At 65.1% G+C, this 17964-nt stretch carries 17 protein-coding genes and 2 pseudogenes; 8 read left to right on the forward strand and 11 right to left on the reverse strand.

The window, feature by feature from the left end:
- Positions 1-3: 3 nt before the first annotated feature.
- The 3 genes and pseudogenes from mnmA to FCL41_RS17375 all read left to right on the forward strand — a co-directional run.
- Entirely contained in the window at positions 4-1113 is a 1110-nt protein-coding gene (gene mnmA, locus FCL41_RS04910) for a tRNA 2-thiouridine(34) synthase MnmA (protein ID WP_137066312.1), read from the forward strand.
- Positions 1110-2198: a uroporphyrinogen decarboxylase/cobalamine-independent methonine synthase family protein gene (locus FCL41_RS04915; protein WP_239021784.1), complete on the forward strand. Its 1089-nt coding sequence runs from the start codon at positions 1110-1112 to the stop codon at positions 2196-2198. Before mnmA ends, FCL41_RS04915 begins: the two co-directional genes overlap by 4 nt.
- A gap of 159 nt (positions 2199-2357) precedes the next feature.
- Positions 2358-2516: pseudogene (locus FCL41_RS17375) on the forward strand (ISL3 family transposase); the annotation flags it as partial.
- Between the two features lie 32 nt (positions 2517-2548).
- Here FCL41_RS17375 and FCL41_RS04920 read toward each other — a convergent pair.
- Both FCL41_RS04920 and FCL41_RS04925 read right to left on the reverse strand, forming a co-directional pair.
- On the reverse strand, positions 2549-3847 hold the full coding sequence (locus FCL41_RS04920; protein WP_137066313.1) for an ApeA N-terminal domain 1-containing protein: 1299 nt from the start codon (positions 3845-3847) through the stop codon (positions 2549-2551).
- An 18-nt stretch (positions 3848-3865) separates the two neighbouring features.
- Positions 3866-4990 (reverse strand): protein kinase family protein, encoded by a 1125-nt coding sequence (locus tag FCL41_RS04925; protein ID WP_212723157.1) that lies wholly within the window; start codon positions 4988-4990, stop codon positions 3866-3868.
- Positions 4991-5293: 303 nt separating this feature from the next.
- On the opposite strand from FCL41_RS04925, the pseudogene FCL41_RS17760 reads away from it, so the two are divergent.
- Positions 5294-5479 (forward strand): annotated as a pseudogene (locus FCL41_RS17760) (tyrosine-type recombinase/integrase); the annotation flags it as partial.
- Here the strand turns inward: FCL41_RS17760 and FCL41_RS16960 are convergent.
- Positions 5420-5680: a hypothetical protein gene (locus FCL41_RS16960; RefSeq protein ID WP_170970268.1), complete on the reverse strand. Its 261-nt coding sequence runs from the start codon at positions 5678-5680 to the stop codon at positions 5420-5422. The pseudogene FCL41_RS17760 and the gene FCL41_RS16960 overlap by 60 nt on opposite strands.
- 37 nt (positions 5681-5717) lie before the next feature.
- Between FCL41_RS16960 and FCL41_RS17765 the strand changes: the two genes are divergently transcribed.
- From FCL41_RS17765 to FCL41_RS04940, 3 genes are all read left to right on the forward strand, one after another.
- Positions 5718-5999 carry a tyrosine-type recombinase/integrase gene (locus FCL41_RS17765; RefSeq protein WP_420846572.1) on the forward strand — a complete coding sequence of 94 codons (282 nt, stop codon included), beginning with the start codon at positions 5718-5720 and terminating at the stop codon, positions 5997-5999.
- 319 nt (positions 6000-6318) lie between these two features.
- Entirely contained in the window at positions 6319-6858 is a 540-nt protein-coding gene (locus FCL41_RS04935) for a YaeQ family protein (RefSeq protein ID WP_137066316.1), read from the forward strand.
- Between the two features lie 806 nt (positions 6859-7664).
- Complete coding sequence (locus FCL41_RS04940; protein WP_137066317.1) at positions 7665-9044, forward strand: hypothetical protein; 1380 nt, start codon at positions 7665-7667, stop codon at positions 9042-9044.
- A gap of 149 nt (positions 9045-9193) precedes the next feature.
- Here FCL41_RS04940 and FCL41_RS04945 read toward each other — a convergent pair whose 3' ends face one another.
- The 7 genes from FCL41_RS04945 to FCL41_RS04975 form a co-directional block, all read right to left on the reverse strand.
- The gene (locus FCL41_RS04945) at positions 9194-11002 is read right to left on the reverse strand and encodes an N-acyl-D-amino-acid deacylase family protein (protein WP_137066318.1); all 1809 of its coding nucleotides are present in this window, start codon (positions 11000-11002) and stop codon (positions 9194-9196) included.
- A 104-nt stretch (positions 11003-11106) separates the two neighbouring features.
- A complete protein-coding gene (locus tag FCL41_RS04950) occupies positions 11107-11877 on the reverse strand; it encodes a hypothetical protein (protein ID WP_137066319.1) in 771 nt (256 codons plus the stop codon).
- Positions 11878-12324: 447 nt separating this feature from the next.
- On the reverse strand, positions 12325-12876 hold the full coding sequence (locus FCL41_RS04955) for a hypothetical protein (RefSeq protein ID WP_137066320.1): 552 nt from the start codon (positions 12874-12876) through the stop codon (positions 12325-12327).
- 164 nt (positions 12877-13040) lie between these two features.
- Positions 13041-13418 (reverse strand): hypothetical protein, encoded by a 378-nt coding sequence (locus FCL41_RS04960; protein WP_137066321.1) that lies wholly within the window; start codon positions 13416-13418, stop codon positions 13041-13043.
- A gap of 108 nt (positions 13419-13526) precedes the next feature.
- Complete coding sequence (locus FCL41_RS04965) at positions 13527-14468, reverse strand: alpha/beta fold hydrolase (RefSeq protein ID WP_338088665.1); 942 nt, start codon at positions 14466-14468, stop codon at positions 13527-13529.
- Positions 14469-14607: 139 nt separating this feature from the next.
- A complete protein-coding gene (locus tag FCL41_RS04970) occupies positions 14608-14901 on the reverse strand; it encodes a hypothetical protein (protein WP_212723158.1) in 294 nt (97 codons plus the stop codon).
- Between the two features lie 603 nt (positions 14902-15504).
- Positions 15505-16041: a hypothetical protein gene (locus FCL41_RS04975; RefSeq protein WP_137066323.1), complete on the reverse strand. Its 537-nt coding sequence runs from the start codon at positions 16039-16041 to the stop codon at positions 15505-15507.
- A gap of 243 nt (positions 16042-16284) precedes the next feature.
- Here FCL41_RS04975 and FCL41_RS04980 point away from each other — a divergent pair, with 243 nt between their 5' ends.
- Positions 16285-17145 (forward strand): nucleoside hydrolase, encoded by an 861-nt coding sequence (locus tag FCL41_RS04980; protein ID WP_137066324.1) that lies wholly within the window; start codon positions 16285-16287, stop codon positions 17143-17145.
- 577 nt (positions 17146-17722) lie between these two features.
- Here the strand turns inward: FCL41_RS04980 and FCL41_RS04985 are convergent.
- A complete protein-coding gene (locus FCL41_RS04985; RefSeq protein ID WP_137066325.1) occupies positions 17723-17887 on the reverse strand; it encodes a YfeC-like transcriptional regulator in 165 nt (54 codons plus the stop codon).
- Between the last annotated feature and the right edge of the window lie 77 nt (positions 17888-17964).

The following is a 17964-nucleotide window of genomic DNA, read 5'->3' on the forward strand; positions in this document are numbered from 1 at the left end:
GCCATGAGAGTTCTGGCAGCGATGTCCGGGGGAGTGGACTCCGCCGTGGCTGCTGCGCGCGCCGTCGAGGCTGGCCACGACGTGACCGGCGTCCACCTGGCGCTGTCGCGCAACCCGGCGTCGTACCGCAGTGGCGCCCGCGGGTGCTGCACGATCGAGGACTCCAACGACGCGCGGCGAGCCGCTGACGTCATCGGGATCCCGTTCTACGTGTGGGACATGTCCGACGAGTTCCACGAGGGCGTCGTCGAGGACTTCATGGACGAGTACGCCGCCGGCCGCACGCCCAACCCCTGCCTGCGCTGCAACGAGAAGATCAAGTTCGCCGCGGTGCTCGACCGGGCGCTGGCGCTCGGCTTCGACGCGGTGGCCACCGGTCACTACGCCCAGCTGCGCACCGGCGACGACGGCCTGATCGAGATGCACCGCGCGGTCGACCACGGCAAGGACCAGTCCTACGTGCTCGGGGTGCTCACCCAGGAGCAGCTGGCCCACTCGCTCTTCCCGCTCGGCGACACCTCGAAGCCGGTCGTCCGCGAGGAGGCGGCCCGCCGCGGCCTGCTGGTGGCCGACAAGCCGGACTCCCACGACATCTGCTTCGTCGCCGACGGCGACACCGCCGGGTGGCTGAAGGAGAAGCTCGGCGACCGGGCCCCCAACGACGGTGGCGACATCGTCGACGACGCGACCGGTGAGGTGCTGGGGCAGCACGAGGGGACGTACGGCTTCACGATCGGTCAGCGCAAGGGGCTGCGGATCGGTCGCCCCGCGCCCGACGGCAAGCCGCGCTTCGTGCTCGACATCGAGCCGGTCTCCGGGACCCTACGCGTGGGGTCGCGCGACCGGCTGGCCGTCCACGCGATCGACGCCGACCGTGCCCGCTGGTGCGGGACCGTGCCGGAGCGGGTCGAGGGCACCGTGCAGCTGCGCGCCCACGGCGACGAGCACCGCGCGGTGGTGACCACCGACGGCGAGCACGTGCACGTCGAGCTGCTCGACCACGCCTCCGGGATTGCGCCCGGCCAGGCGGTCGTGATCTACGACGGCAGCCGGGTCGTCGGTTCGGCCACCATCACCGTTGCGCACCGGGTGCGCGAGGAGGTTCAGGCGTGAGTCTGCTGCTACCCGGCGACGAGGGGTTCGAGGAGTCGGAATCGGCCGTGGAGGAGGCCGCGCCGATCGGTCCGCTGGCCACCGGCATCGGGTCGATGCCCGGCGGTGAGGTGATGCAGGAGGCGGACAACGCCCGCGCCTACACCGAGGCCGTACGCATGGTGCTCGGCGAGCTCGACCGCGGCGCCCACCTGCCCGAGATGCCCGGTCGTGGCGCGATCGCCGACATGATCGGCCGCGGCCTGGCCGTGGTCTCCGGTCTTGCCGCCGACCTGCAGCCCGCCGGGTGGCGACTCACCGGTGGGGGAGTCGGCGTCGACCAGCGCCGCGCCCGCTCCCTGCTGTCGCAGGACCTCGACACCGTCGAGGAGCTGGCGCAGGACTACGACGGCATCTTCAAGGTGCAGGTGGCCGGTCCGTGGACGCTCGCTGCGAGCGTGGAGAAGCCCCGCGGCGACAAGATCCTTGCTGACCACGGCGCCCGGCGTGACCTGGCCCAAGGCTTGGCCGAAGGGCTGCGTGACCACGTCGCCGACGTACGCCGTCGCATGCCCCGCGCGGCTCGGCTCGTCGTGCAGATCGACGAGCCGGCGCTGCCTGCGGTGATGCAGGCGCGGATCCCGACCGCGAGCGGCTTCGGCCGTCACCGTCGCGTGGACCCGCCCGAGGCATCCGCGCTGCTCGCGGAGGTGCTCGGAGCGGTCACCGCTGCGGGCGCCGAGGCGTGGGTGCACTCCTGCGCAGCGGAGGTGCCCTGGGGCCTCGTCAGCGGCGCCGGCGCCACCGGACTCCTGGTCGACCTCGACCGCGTGGACGCCACCGCGATCGACCACCTCGCCACCCACCTCGAGGGCGGGGGAGCGCTCGGACTCGGCGTCGTGCCGAGCACGGACCCGACGAGTGAGCTCAGCGACAAGGCCGTGACCGAGCGGGTGCTGCGCTGGCTCGACATGGTCGGCTTCGACCCCGAGGAGTACGCCGGTCAGCTCGTCGTCACGCCGAGCTGTGGGATGGCTGGCGCGAGTACGTCGTGGGCTCGGCGAGCGTTGGGGTTGGCTGGCGCGACGGCGCGGCATCTGTCCTGACGAGAGGCTGCCTGTGGTCTGGGCCCAGGTGTGATCAGGTGCGTCACTCCACCCAGAATGACGCAAGTATGAGCGCTCGAGTACGAAGCCGATCTACCAGCGCATGGTCGCCGCCTAACGACACCCGAACCTGTCTAGGTGCGAAAGCTCCTGACCGCCGTGATCGCCTACTTCGATTGGTCCAGCGCAGGCAGCGGACCGACAGTGGCGATCAACGGCAGAGTCGAGCACCTGAGCGGCTCCGCGCTCAGAATCCGCAACCTCACCAACACGTCGCCCGAAGCCTTGATCGAGACCGGTGGGTTCAGCCCAGCCCTGTCACAACCTCTAGTGGGATCAGTCGCTCTGACCTACCAGCGTGTCTTGACCACCGATGCCTTCACGCCCATCTTGATCGCCACCCAGGCGCGGAGCATCTGCACGCCCTGGCGGATGTGCTCCCGCTTGACCGCTGGCAACACCTCCGCGCGGTTCGCGTGCTTCACCGAGTTGTACGAGTCCGCGAAGTCGTTCGCAAAGGTGGTCGTTGAGAACGGCAAGGCTCCGTCGACCTCGCTCAACAGATGGTTGATGCGCTGATGGAGCTTCTTGCCGTTCGCAGCGCCAGGAGTCAGTCCACTGTCAATCAGCGACTGATATCCGATGGCTTCAACGGCAATGCCCAGTTGAGCCATGTGAGCGTCAATCGTTGCGTCCTTGAGTTCAAGCAAATGCACGAGTGGTCGCACTCCGCGCTCATAGCCCTTCATGATCTTCAGCCACCGCGACACCCCTACTCGACCGACGTCAGCATAGGTGAACAGAAACCTGTTGCGACTCGTCCAGGTCGGTTCTTCAATACCTGTAGTCCCCGTTCGAACCGTCAACCATCGAGGCGTTGACTTCCCTGCGTGGTCCAGGTTCTCCTTCTCGCTCATCGCGTAATGCGACTGGAAACTTACGAGAGACCACGATGCCACGCGTAGCAAATCACGAACAGCCTTGTGATTGTCCAGGTGGTCTGACCAGCTGCGTGGCGAGCGACCGTTCGTTTCCAAGAATACGATGCTTCGATAGGTGACCTCTGGACTACTTATGCCTGTCCCGCTCGCGTATGCGGTGGCCTTCAGATTCATCGACCTAGCAAGCGGGATGTCTTCGACTCGCTCGGTCGAGGTGGTCGAAGTTGCGCCTGCTGCCGTGATATCCGATGTCTTCGGATCACGCTTGTACGTGATGACGGTCTTGAGCGCCGATACACCGAGCCAGTGCGCCAACCCGTCGATCTGCGATCGCATCCCATTCGGCTTCGTGTAGTTCGTAGCCATGCCTGCGTCCTCTACGGCATACCTCGCGTGAACCAGCCCTACTCCTGCCACTCCGAACCGTGTCCAGGACCGACCCGCACGACAGTCGATGAGACCCACCCTGCCATCGTTGTCGAAGTAGTCCAGTTCGGTAGGCACGGGTGAAGGAGCAGCAGGCGTGGGAGGCGACATAGAAAATAGGTCGTTCTTCCACCAACGGCCGCGTTCATCATCGGGCAGGTATGGCACACGGAGACGTACGCCGTCGTCATCAAACTCGTAGGAAGCAGTGATCATCGGGGTAGAAAGTTCGCCGTCCGCCACGAACCCAATGCGGGCGATCTCCTGGTCCACAGAAGCCATGATTCCTACCGACCTTTCTCAGGCTTGCTCAACGGCGGTGGTGAGTTCTTCAAGCGAGGCGTAGCGATCAGCTATCCGATGCGACGCGCATCGCTGGACGATGTCACCAAGGGGTGAGCCTCCAGGCATCAACGACTCTCTCCCCGTAACGATGTATGACAACACCCAGGCGATGGCCCACATCTCATTGACGACTGCATAATCTTTAAACGAGGTCAGCATCGGGTCGCGGATCGTTCCGCGCATCTCGGTGTTGGTGAGAGTGAAGTCCTGTGTTTGGTCTTTCGCCAAGCCGAAGTCCGAAACCTTCACCAGCACCTCGCCGCTGTCATACACCCGCAGCAAAACATTCTGAAGGCTGATATCCCGATGCAGGATCTTGACCGAATGGAGGTAGCGGATCGCATCAAGGAACTGGAGTGCGATCTTCTTCCGAACGGAGGGCGCAAGGTCCCCGTTGCGCTTCGCGATGTAGTCGCGAAGGGTCTCGTCGCAGAACTCCATGCTGTATTGGTTCTGCTCGCTGTCGTAGCGATACACTTCGACTAGATGGGGATGGCTAAGTCGCTTCATATAGTCGAATTCGGCCTTGAACCTCTGCAGGTCTCGTTCACCGATGGACCGTCGGGCACGCTTCAGTGCGAATCTGGTGCCATAGTCAGGATCAACGAACGAGTGCACCGTCGCGTAGGAACCCTCCCCAACCATCTTCAGTTTGAGCCGCAAGGATTGCTTCGCAGACTTCACCGTCGTCGTTGACCGTGTGAACACAGGCTTGTAGCGCTCTACCTCGATACGTGCGAAGTCTTCAGGAACGGGACTGCCGCCGCTCGGTGACAGCCACGGACGACAGGCTTCGAGCGCTGCCTCGTAGGTCGGGTTGAACTCCACGTCGATCCCAGCTCGCTTCAACGTGTGAAGGCTGTCTTCGATCTTCGTCGTGAGTTTGATCAGGTCGCGGCTGTTGTCAGCCCAGTAGTGGCGTGTCGACTCGATCCGCCCGTTGATGTCATCGAAGTGCTGATTGAGGCTTTTGTGCAGCACGCTGAACATGTGACCCCAGTCGGAGTCGTCGTCGTACAGCCGAGCGAAGCGGGCTGGCACCGACTCGGCTTCGAAGTCAGAGCGGAGGTCGGCCAGCATGAACTCGAGCGCTTCTCCTGGCACTCCGCCTCCCATTGCAGTGTGCAGCCCATGATGGCATCGACGCGGCTTCGGCGTGGGTCAACCCCACAAAAGCCAGGCGCGACGGCGGGCCCGCTGCATGAATCGGTGTCAGGCGAGTTGACCCATTCCACCGCCTGCGGACGCGCTGAGTCACGCCTCGGACTAGCGTCGCTGGCCAAGGAGCTTGGCGCGTTGGCGGTGGGCGGGCTGAGCCAAGCCATTCGCCGCACGGAGCGTTCCATGTCCGACTCGACCGTCTTCCCGTTCCAGCCCATCACCATGACCACGGCGCAGGTGGCAGCCGTCTCCTACCTCGCCCGATACTCGGGCCGTACGCACCGGCTCTACGCCTACCAGCTCCGGCGCTGGTTCACCTGGTGCGCAAACAACGGACTGGATCCCCTCCTAGGGATCCAGCGTGCCCACGTCGAGCTGTACATCCACCAACTCGGCGAAACCGGTCTGATGGACTCCTCCATCGTCACGATGATGCACGGCGTCCGCGGCGTCTTCCGGTTCGCACGCATCGACGGTCTGATCGCAGCCGACCCAGCCGTCTACGCACGACTTCCCAAGATCCAGCACGACGAGTCCCGCACGCAAGGACTCGACCGGCTCGAGCTCATCCGCTTCCTCCAGGTCGCCCAGACCCTCGCCGTGCACCACGCACGGGGCGCTCGCGTTCCTTCTGGGCATCAACGCCCTGCGCGCATCCGAAGCAGCCGCAGTGCGCATCGAGGACTACGCCGACACGCTGCGCGGTCACCGAGTCCTGCACCTGGTCGGCAAAGGCAACAAGCCCGCCACCATGCCGATCACGATCCCAGTGCTACGTGTCCTGGAAGCCTGCCGAGGACAGCGATCCGACGGGCCGCTCGTTCTGAGACCGACCACCGGGAAGCCGATCGACCGCCGAGATGTCTACCGGATGGTTGTGAGGATCGCCAAGGTCGCGGGCATCCCTCGCCACATCAGCCCGCACTAACTGCGTCACGCCGCCATCACCAACGCCCTCGACGCCGGCGTCCCGCTCCGCGATGCGCAGATCTTGGCGCGCCACGCCGATCCACGCACCACCGAGCACTACGACCGCGCCCGCGGAAACCTCGACCGACACGGCGTCCACTTCCTCACCGCGTACGTCGCTGGAGTGTGAACGTCCTGCGTCCCGCGCGCCCAGAAGGATATGCGCCCCTTTCCGAGGGAGACAAGGCCTTGTTGCTGACACGTCGCGACGTTTCCTCGTTCCCCTCGGCGATTCAGGCCATTCGACTTCAGGACGCGATTTAGGCCAGCATTGCGCCATGGCAGCCGGCGCGACGATGCACACGTTCGAGATCGAGCTGGCCGACATGGATCGGGGCGTCTACGAGCAGTTCACGCTTCGGGCGGCGCGGCATCCGTCAGAAACCGAGGCGTACCTCGTGACGCGTGTACTCGCCTACTGCCTCGAATACGAAGAGGGCATCGCGTTCAGCGAGGGAATCTCGGCGGCCGCCGACCCGGCGGTGCTCGTGCGCGATCTAAGCGGGAAGCTCTTGGCCTGGATCGAGGTTGGGGCGCCGGACGCCGCGCGCCTTCACGCGGGCAGCAAGGCTTCTGAGCGCACGACCATCTACACGCACCGCGACCACACCAGGGTGCTGGCGCAGTGGGCGGGCGCGAAAATACATCGCGCAGGCGAGATCGTCCTGCACAACTTTGATCCCGGGTTCATCGATTCCGCCGTGGACGCGATCGAGCGCCGCAACGCGCTCACGCTCACTGTTACCGAGCGGCAGCTCTACCTCGAACTAAATGGCGTGCACCTTTCGTCGGCGGTCCACGATCATCCGATCAGTTAGTGGCGCGGGGTCCCCTCACTATCGGCCCCGCTGTTGCCGAGCAGCACTTCATCGGTGCCAGCAGGCCACGCCCACTTCGCCGCGATCCGGACGCCCGGATCTGCGACATCTTCTCGCTCTTTCTGAGCCCAGCGGCTAGCGTTGACGGGTGCGCGAGGTGATGGTCGTCGTCAGTGACCCATGGTCGTTCGTGGACGGGACGGGATCCAACGTCTTCACGGCTCGGGTACGCGCGACCGATGGCGACCTCGTGTTGCTTGAGTTGGCGGGAGGGCTCTACGTCGCGAGCCCGAGAGGAGTCGCCGGTTTCAGTCTCATCCCGATCACTGAGGAGCAGTCGAAACAAGAGGCGCCATGGGGTCGTGACGATTGGAGGGGGCAACCCACCGCTTTGCTCGGAGACATTCAGGGCCTATGACATCCGCTCACACTCGCGCGGACATCCGATGGGCCGCGTCCCTTCTCCGCCTGCGGACCGGACTTGGTTCACGTGAGCGGTCTAGCGTCAGCGAACTGGGGACTCGATCACGTGACATCTGAGAAGGTCGACGCTGCAGCTCAGACCCAGGCATGCCCTCGGTCTCTACGGGATTGGCCGGGCACAACCAAACTCCCCTCTACAGAGAACTCGAGCGATCTGGCGCAGGGCACGACCTCGGTGTTCTATGTTCTCTCAGGTGGAGGAGAAGATACCTGCCGGGTGGGCTCGGGTCGAAGCGCCTCCTTGGTTATGGGGCGGTCGACCTCGTGAACTCTTCACGAGCGCCGGTTTCCACGTCCGAGCGACGGATGGGACGAAGGCCCTCGTGACCACGCGTGAGCACTACACGCGATCGAGGCCGGATCTGGTCAGTCTGCAGAAGATCGCGGGGCCCATGTCGTCACTGGCCCGATGGGATGGCCTCAACATCATGGGTGACGACGAAATCGATCAGGTCGTCCGGGACAGTGGTCACCGTGCCCTCGAGCAGATTGGGAGGGACAGTGGCGACCTCGCGCACCTAGTCAGTTACTACCAACTCGCTGTGGCTGCCGTCCCATCGGAATCGATCGGCGAGCAGTGCCGTTTGGCTTTGGAGTCACTGCAAGAGGTGACCATCGAAGGTCGCGGGTGCGCGTTCGCGAATCCCGGGGTCTACGCCGTCCGCCGGTCGCCAGAGCTGCTACACCGAATCAAGCTCGTGTCGGTTCTGATCCGGTTGCAGCATGACGAAAAACTACGCGCAGGTGACCTGACGGGCCTTCAGAAGCAGCATGACCGGCAGGCGTCGGTCTTTGCGGCCAGTGAAGGCCTGCACCAAGGCTTCTATCTGTTGGACCAGTACCTCGGTCCTCTCCTCGGCGCCCTGACGCCTGCAGTCTGGGGTTTTATGTCGCACCGCGCACACGGCGCGATCGTCTTCTCCTATGGGCGGCAAATTGGAGGCGCCCCCAGGATCTCCTCTGACCTATTAGGCACGCTCCCAACCCGGGGCGCTGATCGGGTGACGGAGTTCGCGCCGCTCGATCCGCAGGCCATCCCTTCTGCTCTTTCTTGGTGGGTTGAGCGTCTCAACGACCTCTTCGGCGTGATCAGTGATCCCGCGGTCTTCCTTGACGGCGCCGGTATCTATCAGCCTTCGCTGCAGCTTCAAGCGATCCTCACGACCGAGCAACTGTTCAGTCGCGTGCTTTCTATCCAGGCAGCACACTCCGACACCAACGCTCGGCGAGTTCTGCTCTTTACTGTTCTCGACACAATCGAGGCCCTTACGGGAAGGCCCGTTGAGAAAAATTGTGACGCCTCTTTTGCGGCCAAAACGCTCGCGCGACTACGAGATCAGATTCCAGATCAGGCTGGCCAGGTGCTGTTGCCCCGAGCCGAGCGCGGGGTGGACTCCTTGGCAGAGGTAGGGGATGGATTCTTCCTCCGCGAGGACTGCGGAGGCGTGATGTTGCGGCCTTCTACTCAGCAGGTCGTCCCGTTGGAGAGGGGAACGGCCGAGTACCTAAAGTTGCTGCGCAATGCGACACATGGGCACGGGGCGAACAAGAAAAACCAGGTGGAAGCAACCGAATCGCTATTGGCACGCCACGACGGCCGCATCCCCCACGAGGTCGCACTGCTGGGCTGGCTGTACCTGCTTGATTTACTCAGCCACCCGGACGCTCTTCGCCGCCACTTAACAGCCCGCTCCCAGAAATGAAGGTAAATGATCGAGAGGTCGGCCCCCTCGGCACGAACATTCGCGAGGAGCTATGGGGTCGAAGCGATCAGTAGTAGCCGTGCCTTGGGGTGCGTCACTCCGCCGCGAGTGACGCCTGGTCGAGTCGCGAACGGCACCAACGATCGCGCTTACGCGGTTTGTGCCACCGACGCACCGGCGTCCGCCACAACACCGGAGGCCGGGGGAGCCACCTCCCGCGCCTTCAGGAACTGCCCGGTCCGCAGCGTCTCCCCGTAACCGGGCGCGAACTCGCCGCCCTCCCAGGCAACGCGTCCGCTGATGATCGTCGCGGCCACGGCGTCGTCATTGCGGTTGACCATGCGTCGGATGCCGTTCATCTCGGCGAACTCGGCTTCGGCGTAGTCGTTCACGGCGCCGTTGAGGCCGGCGGGGTCGATGATCGTGATGTCGGCGCGGTCGCCGGGGCGGATGCGTCCGGCGTCGACCTGGTGGAAGTCGGCCAGCTCACCGGTCAGCTTGTACACGGCCTTCTCCAGGGGCATGAACGGCTTGCTGCGCTCGGCCGCCTGGTGCACGCGGTCGAGGAGGCAGACGCCGAAGTTGTAGAAGGCCATGTTGCGCAGGTGGGCGCCGGCGTCGGAGAAGCCGACCGTGACGCCGGGGGTGTTGATGAGGCGGTTGGCCACCTTCTCGCGGTGGTTGGCGATGACGGTCGTCCACCGGAAGGCGGTGCCGTGCTCGACCACCAGGTCGAGGAAGCAGTCCACCGGGTGCAGGCCGCGTTCCTTGGCCACCTTCGCCACCGAGCGTCCGACCAAGGACTCCTCGGGGCACTCGGTGATCACGGCGTCGTCGAAGTCGCGGTGCCACACGCGGGGACTGAACTTCTTCTCGAAGTCCTCACGGAACCAACGCCGGTAGGCCTCGTCCTTCAGCAGGTCGTTGCGGCCCATCTCCTCACGCAGGTGCAGCGCCTCACGGCCGGAGCCGAACTCCTCGAAGACGACCAGGTCGATGCCGTCGGCCCACACCTGGAACGTCGTCGGCAGGTGCTGCCACACGAAACGGCCCTTTCCGATGGTGTTCGCCAGGAAGGCGATGGGGCGGAAGATCCGGTTCACCCACGGTTCCGCACGCGTGTCCGCGGCCGAGAGCAAGGAGACCCGCAACGGCTTGCGGACCCCCAGTCCCATCGACGTGGTGGCGTAGAAGGCGACGTCCACCTTCGTGTTGAGGTTCGGTACGCCCTGCAGCGTCCGCTCGCGGCGACGGAGCAGCCGCGAGATGGCCCGGAACTCGCTCCAGCTGGCGTGTGTCGAGGGCAACGTACGCGAGCGGTAGCGGTCGCCGTCGAGCTTGTCCCAGGGGTTCGTCATCGTCGAGACCCCGATGAACCCGGCATCCAGGGCCTGGTCGATCAGCTCGAGGATGCGGCGCCGCTCCGACCGGGTCGGCTTGTGCTTCGGGTCCGTCGCGCGGCCCAGGCCCATCACCGAGGCGCGCACGTCGGAGTGGCCGATGAAGGAGGCGATGTTCGGCCCCAGCGGCAGCGTCTCCAGGGCCGAGGCCCAGTCCTCGGGGGAGTCCCACGTCTTCATCGTGTGCAGCGTCCGCAGCACGGCCTCACGGGGCAGCGCCTCCACGCGGCTGAACAGGTCGGCCACGTCCACCGCGCCGCTGTAGACCGCCGAGATGGAGCAGTTGCCGATCAACGCCGTCGTGACGCCGTGGCGTACGGACTCGTTCAAGCCGGGCGCCACCAGCAGCTCCACGTCGTAGTGGGTGTGGGCGTCCACGAAGCCAGGCATCACCCACCGGCCCGTCGCGTCCACGACCCGCTGCGCCAAGGAGGCGTCCAGCGGCTCGCGGCTGACCTCCGCGACGCGGCCGTCACGGATCGCCACGTCCGCGACATATCCCTCCGCGCCCGTGCCGTCGAGGTAGAGACCGCGTTGGATCAGGAGGTCGTAGGCCATGTGGGGGAGTCCTTTCAGGGGGTGCCGCGACAGCGCGACCACGGCTGAAATGTGACACGCCTCACGGGCTATGGGCAAGAATCGACGCTCGGGCCGTAGGGCGCTCACTCGCAGGTGCTGGCATTGGCATGAACTGGCGTCCTCTCCACGCGCCCCACCAGCGCCAACTCCCGCGAGAGGTCGGTCAGCTTGGCACCCGCGAACTCCGAGACCACCGTTCCTTGTTCGAACGACTTGGACGTCGCCGCCACAGAGACTCCTTCGAACTCACCAGAACCGATCACTCCCTGGTCGGCGGGGACGCTGGCATATGTCCCGGTCGGCGCCCAGCTGGCTTCGATCCTCCTTCCGTCGAGGCAGAGCGCAGGGCGGTGAGCCAGCGCCACCACGTAGTCATGCCCCACCTCGAGCCGAGGACTTCCCTTGACCGTCGTCTCCTCCTCGACTCCGTTCGGGAGTCGGAACCAACCTCCGTACGCTCCGGCCGTGACCGTCTTGCCGAGAGGCTCGGCCTCATCGGCACTCCACAGGAAGTTGATGACGCGGAGCGTCACGAGACGGTCAACCATCCCTTCGCCGTTGGGTGAGGTCTCGCTCCTTCCGGGAGGCACCCGCTCCTCGCCGATGACGGACACGGCCACGACGTGGTCGGCCGCCTTGACCCAGTCGGTCACGGTTGTGGAGGCCACGACATCCAAGGCGGAGTAGACGCGAGGCGTGGAACTGCCCTCGAGGGGTCCTTCTTCGGGAGCTGCCCCTGCCTCGGTCGGCGACGTGGGCATTGTCAACGCCCATACCGTCACTGCGCAGGCAATTGCGGCCACAGCTAGAGGAGGAGTCGGGTGCTTGGTGAACTTGGTGACCTTGTTCGACACAGAGACTCCCCGGTCAATAGATGTAGTTGACATTGTTCCTGGCGACGTTGCCGAGGTCGAGGGTGTCCAGACAGCTCAGGGTGTCCCACTTGATCCGCATACGTTCAGCGCATCCCTCTTTTGCCGGCGAGGCTTGCGTCCCGTGCGCCACAGCAAATGCATTGCCCGCCTGATGGCGGACGGCCACAGATGCAGAGCCTCGGGTTGGGAGTACGACCGCGCCATCTACATGCGCGCGATCTGAGGAATCTCCCGCTCATCCAGTGAGGGCGTCACTTCGCCGCTAGAGACGCGTCACGCCCCGGCCGGCGTCTCGTATCCATGCGCTTCCCGTCTCCGACAACAATGACCCACGGCAGACGAACTCCACTGACCGTCCAGAGACGTCGTACCGGCACCGGCACCGGCCTCATCCGGCACCACTAGGTCAGCAGACGTCGCCACCTGCTAGCTGATGGCTTCCAACTGCCGCCACGTTGACTCGTCACCCATCAGGATCTCCTTGTCCATGTCGGACAGGACCTCGTCCGTCGGTCCGGGGACGAACATGAACGACGTGATCCGCCATCGCCCGCCTGTGTGGACGACCTCGACGCGGGTGTCTGCCCAGAGTTCGGTCGCGACACCCTGCTGGAACAGGTGCCTGGCGAGAAGTTGGGTGCGGAGGGTGCGGTCGCCCTCGGAGATCCACTGTGAACGGACCCAGCCGGGGTGGTCGGTGAGCCAGCGCTGCTTGATGCCACCTTCCGCCACGGACTCATTGGCGTGTGCGAGGAACTGTCTCGCCTCCTCACTGGCGAACAGTGCGTTGAGCTTCTTCTGGTCAAGCGTGGCGTTCTCCGAGTCGAGTGCGAACTGCATGGCGGCCAGCGCGAACTGCTCGCCGTCCTCGAAATCGTCCCCAGCGTCGGCAATCTGCTCAACGTCCTGCCAGTGAAGGTCGGGCGTGAACGTCGGTGGCGGTTCAGAACTGCCGTCGTCCTTGATGACCGGTTCCACGCTCGGAGGCGTAGGCAGGCTGCTTGGCGTGCTCCGCTGTGAACCTGCCTCGGGCTCCGTCGTTCCGTCCTCTGCGCCCGAGCAAGCGCCCAGCACAGAGACGGCCAGGACTGCAGCGGCAATGTGTACGCCGTGGCCCCCGCGCCGGTGGTGTCTGCGTCTGATCACTTCAGCTTCTCCACAGCCAAGGAATTGAAGGCCCACGCGTAGTGCGCGTGGCCCGTCTCGTTCGGATGGAAGGACTGGGTGTGGTCGGCCTTCGTCCAGTTGACGATGTCGAGCCACTCTGGAGCGTGGTCGATGAACAGAGGCAGCAAAATCGCCCTGACATGTTCTCCGGGGAGGACGTTCGTCCGTGAGAAGCCGAGCACAGGACCAGCGGTTTGATCACCGTCGCTCCAGCCGGGAAGGCCCCAGTTGGGCCGGTAGGTGAACCGATCCTTTGCCGCATAGCCGCCGAGCAAGGGTGTTTGCCGTCCGCCTTCATTCGAGGGCATGAGGTCAAGGTCGATCCCTATCGCCACGGTGCTGACTGCCTCCATGACAACGAGGGTAAGGCGGTGGGTTCTTTAGGACGTCCGGATCTGCCGTAGTCCGGTCGGCTTGAAGTTGCCCCACTTCCCCGCCTGTGACGACGCGAACCCCTCAACTCAAGCAGACCCCGGGTATCCGTTCAGATGCGTCAGAAGGACGTCGGAAAGCTGCTCGGGTGCTTCTTCGGCCATGTGGTGGCCGGAGTCGATGACGGCGGTATGCACCCGGCGACGGCACCAGGCTTTCCACACCTCTGCGGGGTCGCCGTACAGGTCGACCATGTCGTCGTGCCGGGACCAGGCCACGAGGGTGGGGCACTCGATGAGTCGGCCCGCGGCCCGGGCTTCTTCGTCGTGCCGTCGGTCGACGTGGAGCCCGGCCCGGTAGTCCTCGACCATCGCCCGGACCGTCCGGGGTTGCTGCACGGCCTCGACCATGTCGGCGTAGTTGTCCGCGCCCATCGACGCTGCGTCGAGTCGGTACCAAGCAAGAGGATCCGCATTGATGACCCGCTCGGCGTGCGGCGAGGCGCCGAGGAAGAACCAGTGCCACCAGGGCTCGGCGAACTCGGCTCCTGCCCGTTCGAGAGCCTCAACGATGGGCACGCTGTCCAACACCGCCAATGAGGTCACGTGCTCAGGGCTGTCGAGCGCGGTGCGGTAGGCGACATAGCTGCCACGGTCGTGCCCGATGACAGCGAAGGTTTGCTGCCCGAGTCGTGAGGCCAGTTCCACAATGTCGCCGGCCATGGCGCGGTCGCAGTACGTCGAATGGTCCGGGTCCGGGTCCGGCTTGGAGGAGTGGCCATAGCCGCGAAGGTCGGGACAGATGACCAGATATCCACCGGCCGCCAACCGTGGCGCGACTGCGTGCCAGGTCATGTGGGTGCGCGGGTGACCGTGGAGCAGGATGACCGCAGGTCCTGCTCCGCCGACGCGGACGCGGAGGTCGATCCCCGGCGCGACCGTGACGTCCCGAACCTCGAAGTCTGCGAACACCACCCCAGCCTCCCACCACGAGGTGACGTTGAGACGTACGTTCAGCGGGCTGGACGGCACTCCATGAGAGCGCGTCACACCGCCGCGAAAAGGCAGGTCCTACCTCTGTCACGGGTCGTGCAGTGGCCCATGGCGTGGAACCTAGGACGCCGGACCTTGCCGTTCCTGTCCCGCGTGCGTCTCCGCACGCAGACCCGTGTCAATTCCCGGTCTTCGTGACCCCGAACATCAGCACGCGGCGGTCGATGTCGTAGAACACGCTCCCGGTGTTCTTCAGGATGTCCTGCAGGTTGTCGGCATCGTCGGCACTCACGGTGAGCACCTCTTCCCAGGCCCCCTGGTCGAGCACGAGCTGAAGTGTCCAAGTGCCGGTCTCGCCACCCGCTCCCGCTGTCCAACTGAACTGATAGTGCGTGAGCTGGCGAACGCGAAGACTGTCATCGGTCATGCGGATGCCGGCGTCATCGGCCTGGGTCTTCTTCTTGGGAGGCATAACTTCTCCTGACTAGTTGCGCCGTGGCGCCTGGTCCGCCGCGGCTCCGTCTTGTTCGGTACCCATCCTCAAGACACCCAGTCGGGGTGGGAGGAGGACATTTCGACTGGTCGCCGGAGAGACTCGGCATCCGTCGGAGCGGCTGCGCTTGTCCCGTCGACGCAACTGAAGATCCGGGGCGCGCCCGCGCAAGGCACCACGAGCGCACCGGCGGCGGCTGCGATGCCGTGATCCATTCGTGTAGATACGTCGATGAGGTAATCGCCGACTCGCCCGACCGAGTGACTTGGACTTCTTGGACGAGCACAGAATCACCACGGTGGCGCATGGCGATGACTTGGCGCCCGAAGGCGCGGAGGTCGTCCGTCTACGGGCCTGCCTTGGCCGCCGGGAGCTTCGTGTACGTCCCGCGCGTTGGCATCTCCCCAACGCAGTTGATTCAGCGAGTGCTCGACGCCAGCCGCCACAGCGGAGTGAGCGGATCTGCCGCAAAGTCGCCCATTCCAGGATCTGCGTCTTACTGCCGCGATCAGGCGCCGCCATCAAGTGAACGACTTCGCCGCCGCATGACGCGCTCGCTTCCAACCGCGGGATATGCGGCACTCAGAGTTGCTGCCTCGTGGGCACCAGTCCCGACTTCTGAAGCCTGCCCGTTCGATCGCGTGTCCAGCGAATGCCGTGCGCGTCTGTGAAAGTGAGCGCGACGCGCAAATCGAGCCGAGCGCCGCGTTCGCGCGGTCGCAGGAGGACATCGCCCAGGCCGGGGCACTCGATCTGTCGGTAGTGAGCGATCGATCCGGTGGGCGAGATGACCGAGAACGTCTGCTCTCCCAACACCTGCGGGCCTTCGAAGTACTTGATCACCACGTCGTAGACGGGGACAGGAGCTCCGTTCTGGAGAGCCAGGCTCGGCGACCTCAGCCCGTCCGCTAGGGGCATTGCCACCTGGGGTTGTGATGACCAGGAGATCCAGCTGGCGAACTGATCCGCTTGGCTTCGCTCTTGGGCCTCCACACGATCAGTCTCGCGACCCCGCTCGATCTCATACAGCCGCTTAGCGGTAACACCGGCCCAGGTGGCCGCTCCAAGGGCGAGGAGGGAGGCCAGCGCGGAAACCCAGTTCGCTGCGTCAGCCATCATGAGCGCCCGTGATCGGGAAGATCGTCTGAATCCGGGTCATCGCCGGATCTTAGGCCCCTATCGCTCCAACAGCGCGACAATCAGTCGACGGGAACACGCGCGTCGACCACGCCCGGGGGACCGTGCCCATTTCGCCGCGAGTGACGCCTCAAGTTGCTGCAACAGTCGGTGCTCCGATCTGAGCATCCGTCCACACGGCGACTTCGCGCGCCGATCCACGATCTGGGCTGCGAGGGTGGCTGGATGGCACAGCCGATCAGGGTTCTTCTTGATGTCGACACCGGGATCGACGACGCTTTGGCGATTCTGTACGCGACGGCGACGGCACGCCTCGAAGTGGCTGGGGTGTCCGCCGTGGTCGGGAACGTTTCCGTCCACGTAGGTGCTCGCAACTCCGCGACTGTCTTGGCGGCCGTCGGCAAGCCCTCGGTCCCGGTGGCGGCGGGCGCGGCCGTGTCGACTGGGGGCAGCGGCCCCCGCACCGGGCGGACCAACCACGGCCCCGACGGACTGGGGGGAGTGACCCCGAGGCCGACCAGTCCGGTGCGAGAGCCGCACAGCGATGCGTTGGAGCTGTTCGACGCGCTGACATCCGATGGTCCGGTCACGGTGGCCGCGTGCGCTCCGCTGACGAACGTCGCCCAGTACGCCTCACGCGGCGACGTCGAACGGATCGTGCTGGTCGGCGGCGAGCTGATGGTCGAGCACGAGCCGGAGTTCAACGTGGGCCAGGACGCAGCTGCCGCAGTCGCCGTGCTCGAAGCACGCCTTCCCACAACGGTGTACCCGATCGATCTGTTCGAGAGGGTCACCGTTCCGCCGGCACTCGTCGCGCGGCTGCAGAGCGCGCCAGCACCGGCGGCTCAACTCGCCGGTGAGCTGCTCGACGTACGGCGCCGTCACATGCTGGGTGACGCCGGGGCACTGGTGTTTCTGACCCACCCTGAGTTCTTCGAGGTCACGAGAACTCGGATGGCGGTCGTGGGACGACGGCTGGTTCCGGTGGGGGAGGCGGAGGCTGGGTTCGTCGTCGACGTCGTCACGGGAGCAGATGGTCCCGCTGTGGTGGAGGCATTCGCCGATGCTGTGCAGAGCTCGCACTGAGAGGGCCAGCGCGAGGCCGAGCTTTCGAGCCGGACCGATCGGTTGCTGCCCGCGGGTAGCAGCCCTGCTGGGCAATGCACCCTCAGGAGGTGAGCGTCTCTCGTTCGGGTGCCCTGCTCGACCTGAACCGCGGACTGGCGAGCCAGATGAGTGTTGCCACCGCGAGGACCACGACCACGACGGCGTAGCTCGGGAAAAGGAACATGGCCACGACGCACACCACGGTCACTGCGACGGCAGCTAGGGCGACTCGAAGGGCGCTCCTTCTCCGTGCACGAGACAAGAAGCGGGCAAAGAGAACGATCAGAAGGACGGCGAACAGTGGTGGCCACGCGAAGCACGCCACGAGGACCAGAGCTCCGACCACCGTCTGACCCCACGGGGTCAGGTAACTGCGGTCGCGCATCGGGCGTCCGCACGTCGGGCACGCAATGGCTTCAGACGAGACCGGTTGCTGGCAGTCGACGCAGGTCAAGAGCGACATTTCTCCCCCAACAGAGTGAGCATCCGATCGTTGCAGGTGGAGGAGGCCCTGTCCGGCAAACAGGCCAGCGCACCGTTCCTTTGAGCAGACCTGTCACGTCGTGAAGTGACTCCTGACTTGCTCTGCTTGCGCCGAGGTCAATTGCCAGCGGGCATAGGGCACGCTCTGCCAGCCCTGGTCGCGCAACCACTGTCGGACGGTTCGGTCGGTGACGCCCAGCTCAGTTGCGAGCTGCTTGGGGGTGATGGGATCGCTCATCCCGCGACAGTAGGGCGATCTGCTGTCAGTCGACCCGGAAAGGTCACGGAGTGGTCAGCCCGGCGATGGAGAAACAG

Origin of the sequence: Nocardioides jishulii (assembly GCF_006007965.1) — a bacterium.
In the GTDB taxonomy this organism is placed as follows: domain Bacteria; phylum Actinomycetota; class Actinomycetes; order Propionibacteriales; family Nocardioidaceae; genus Nocardioides; species Nocardioides jishulii.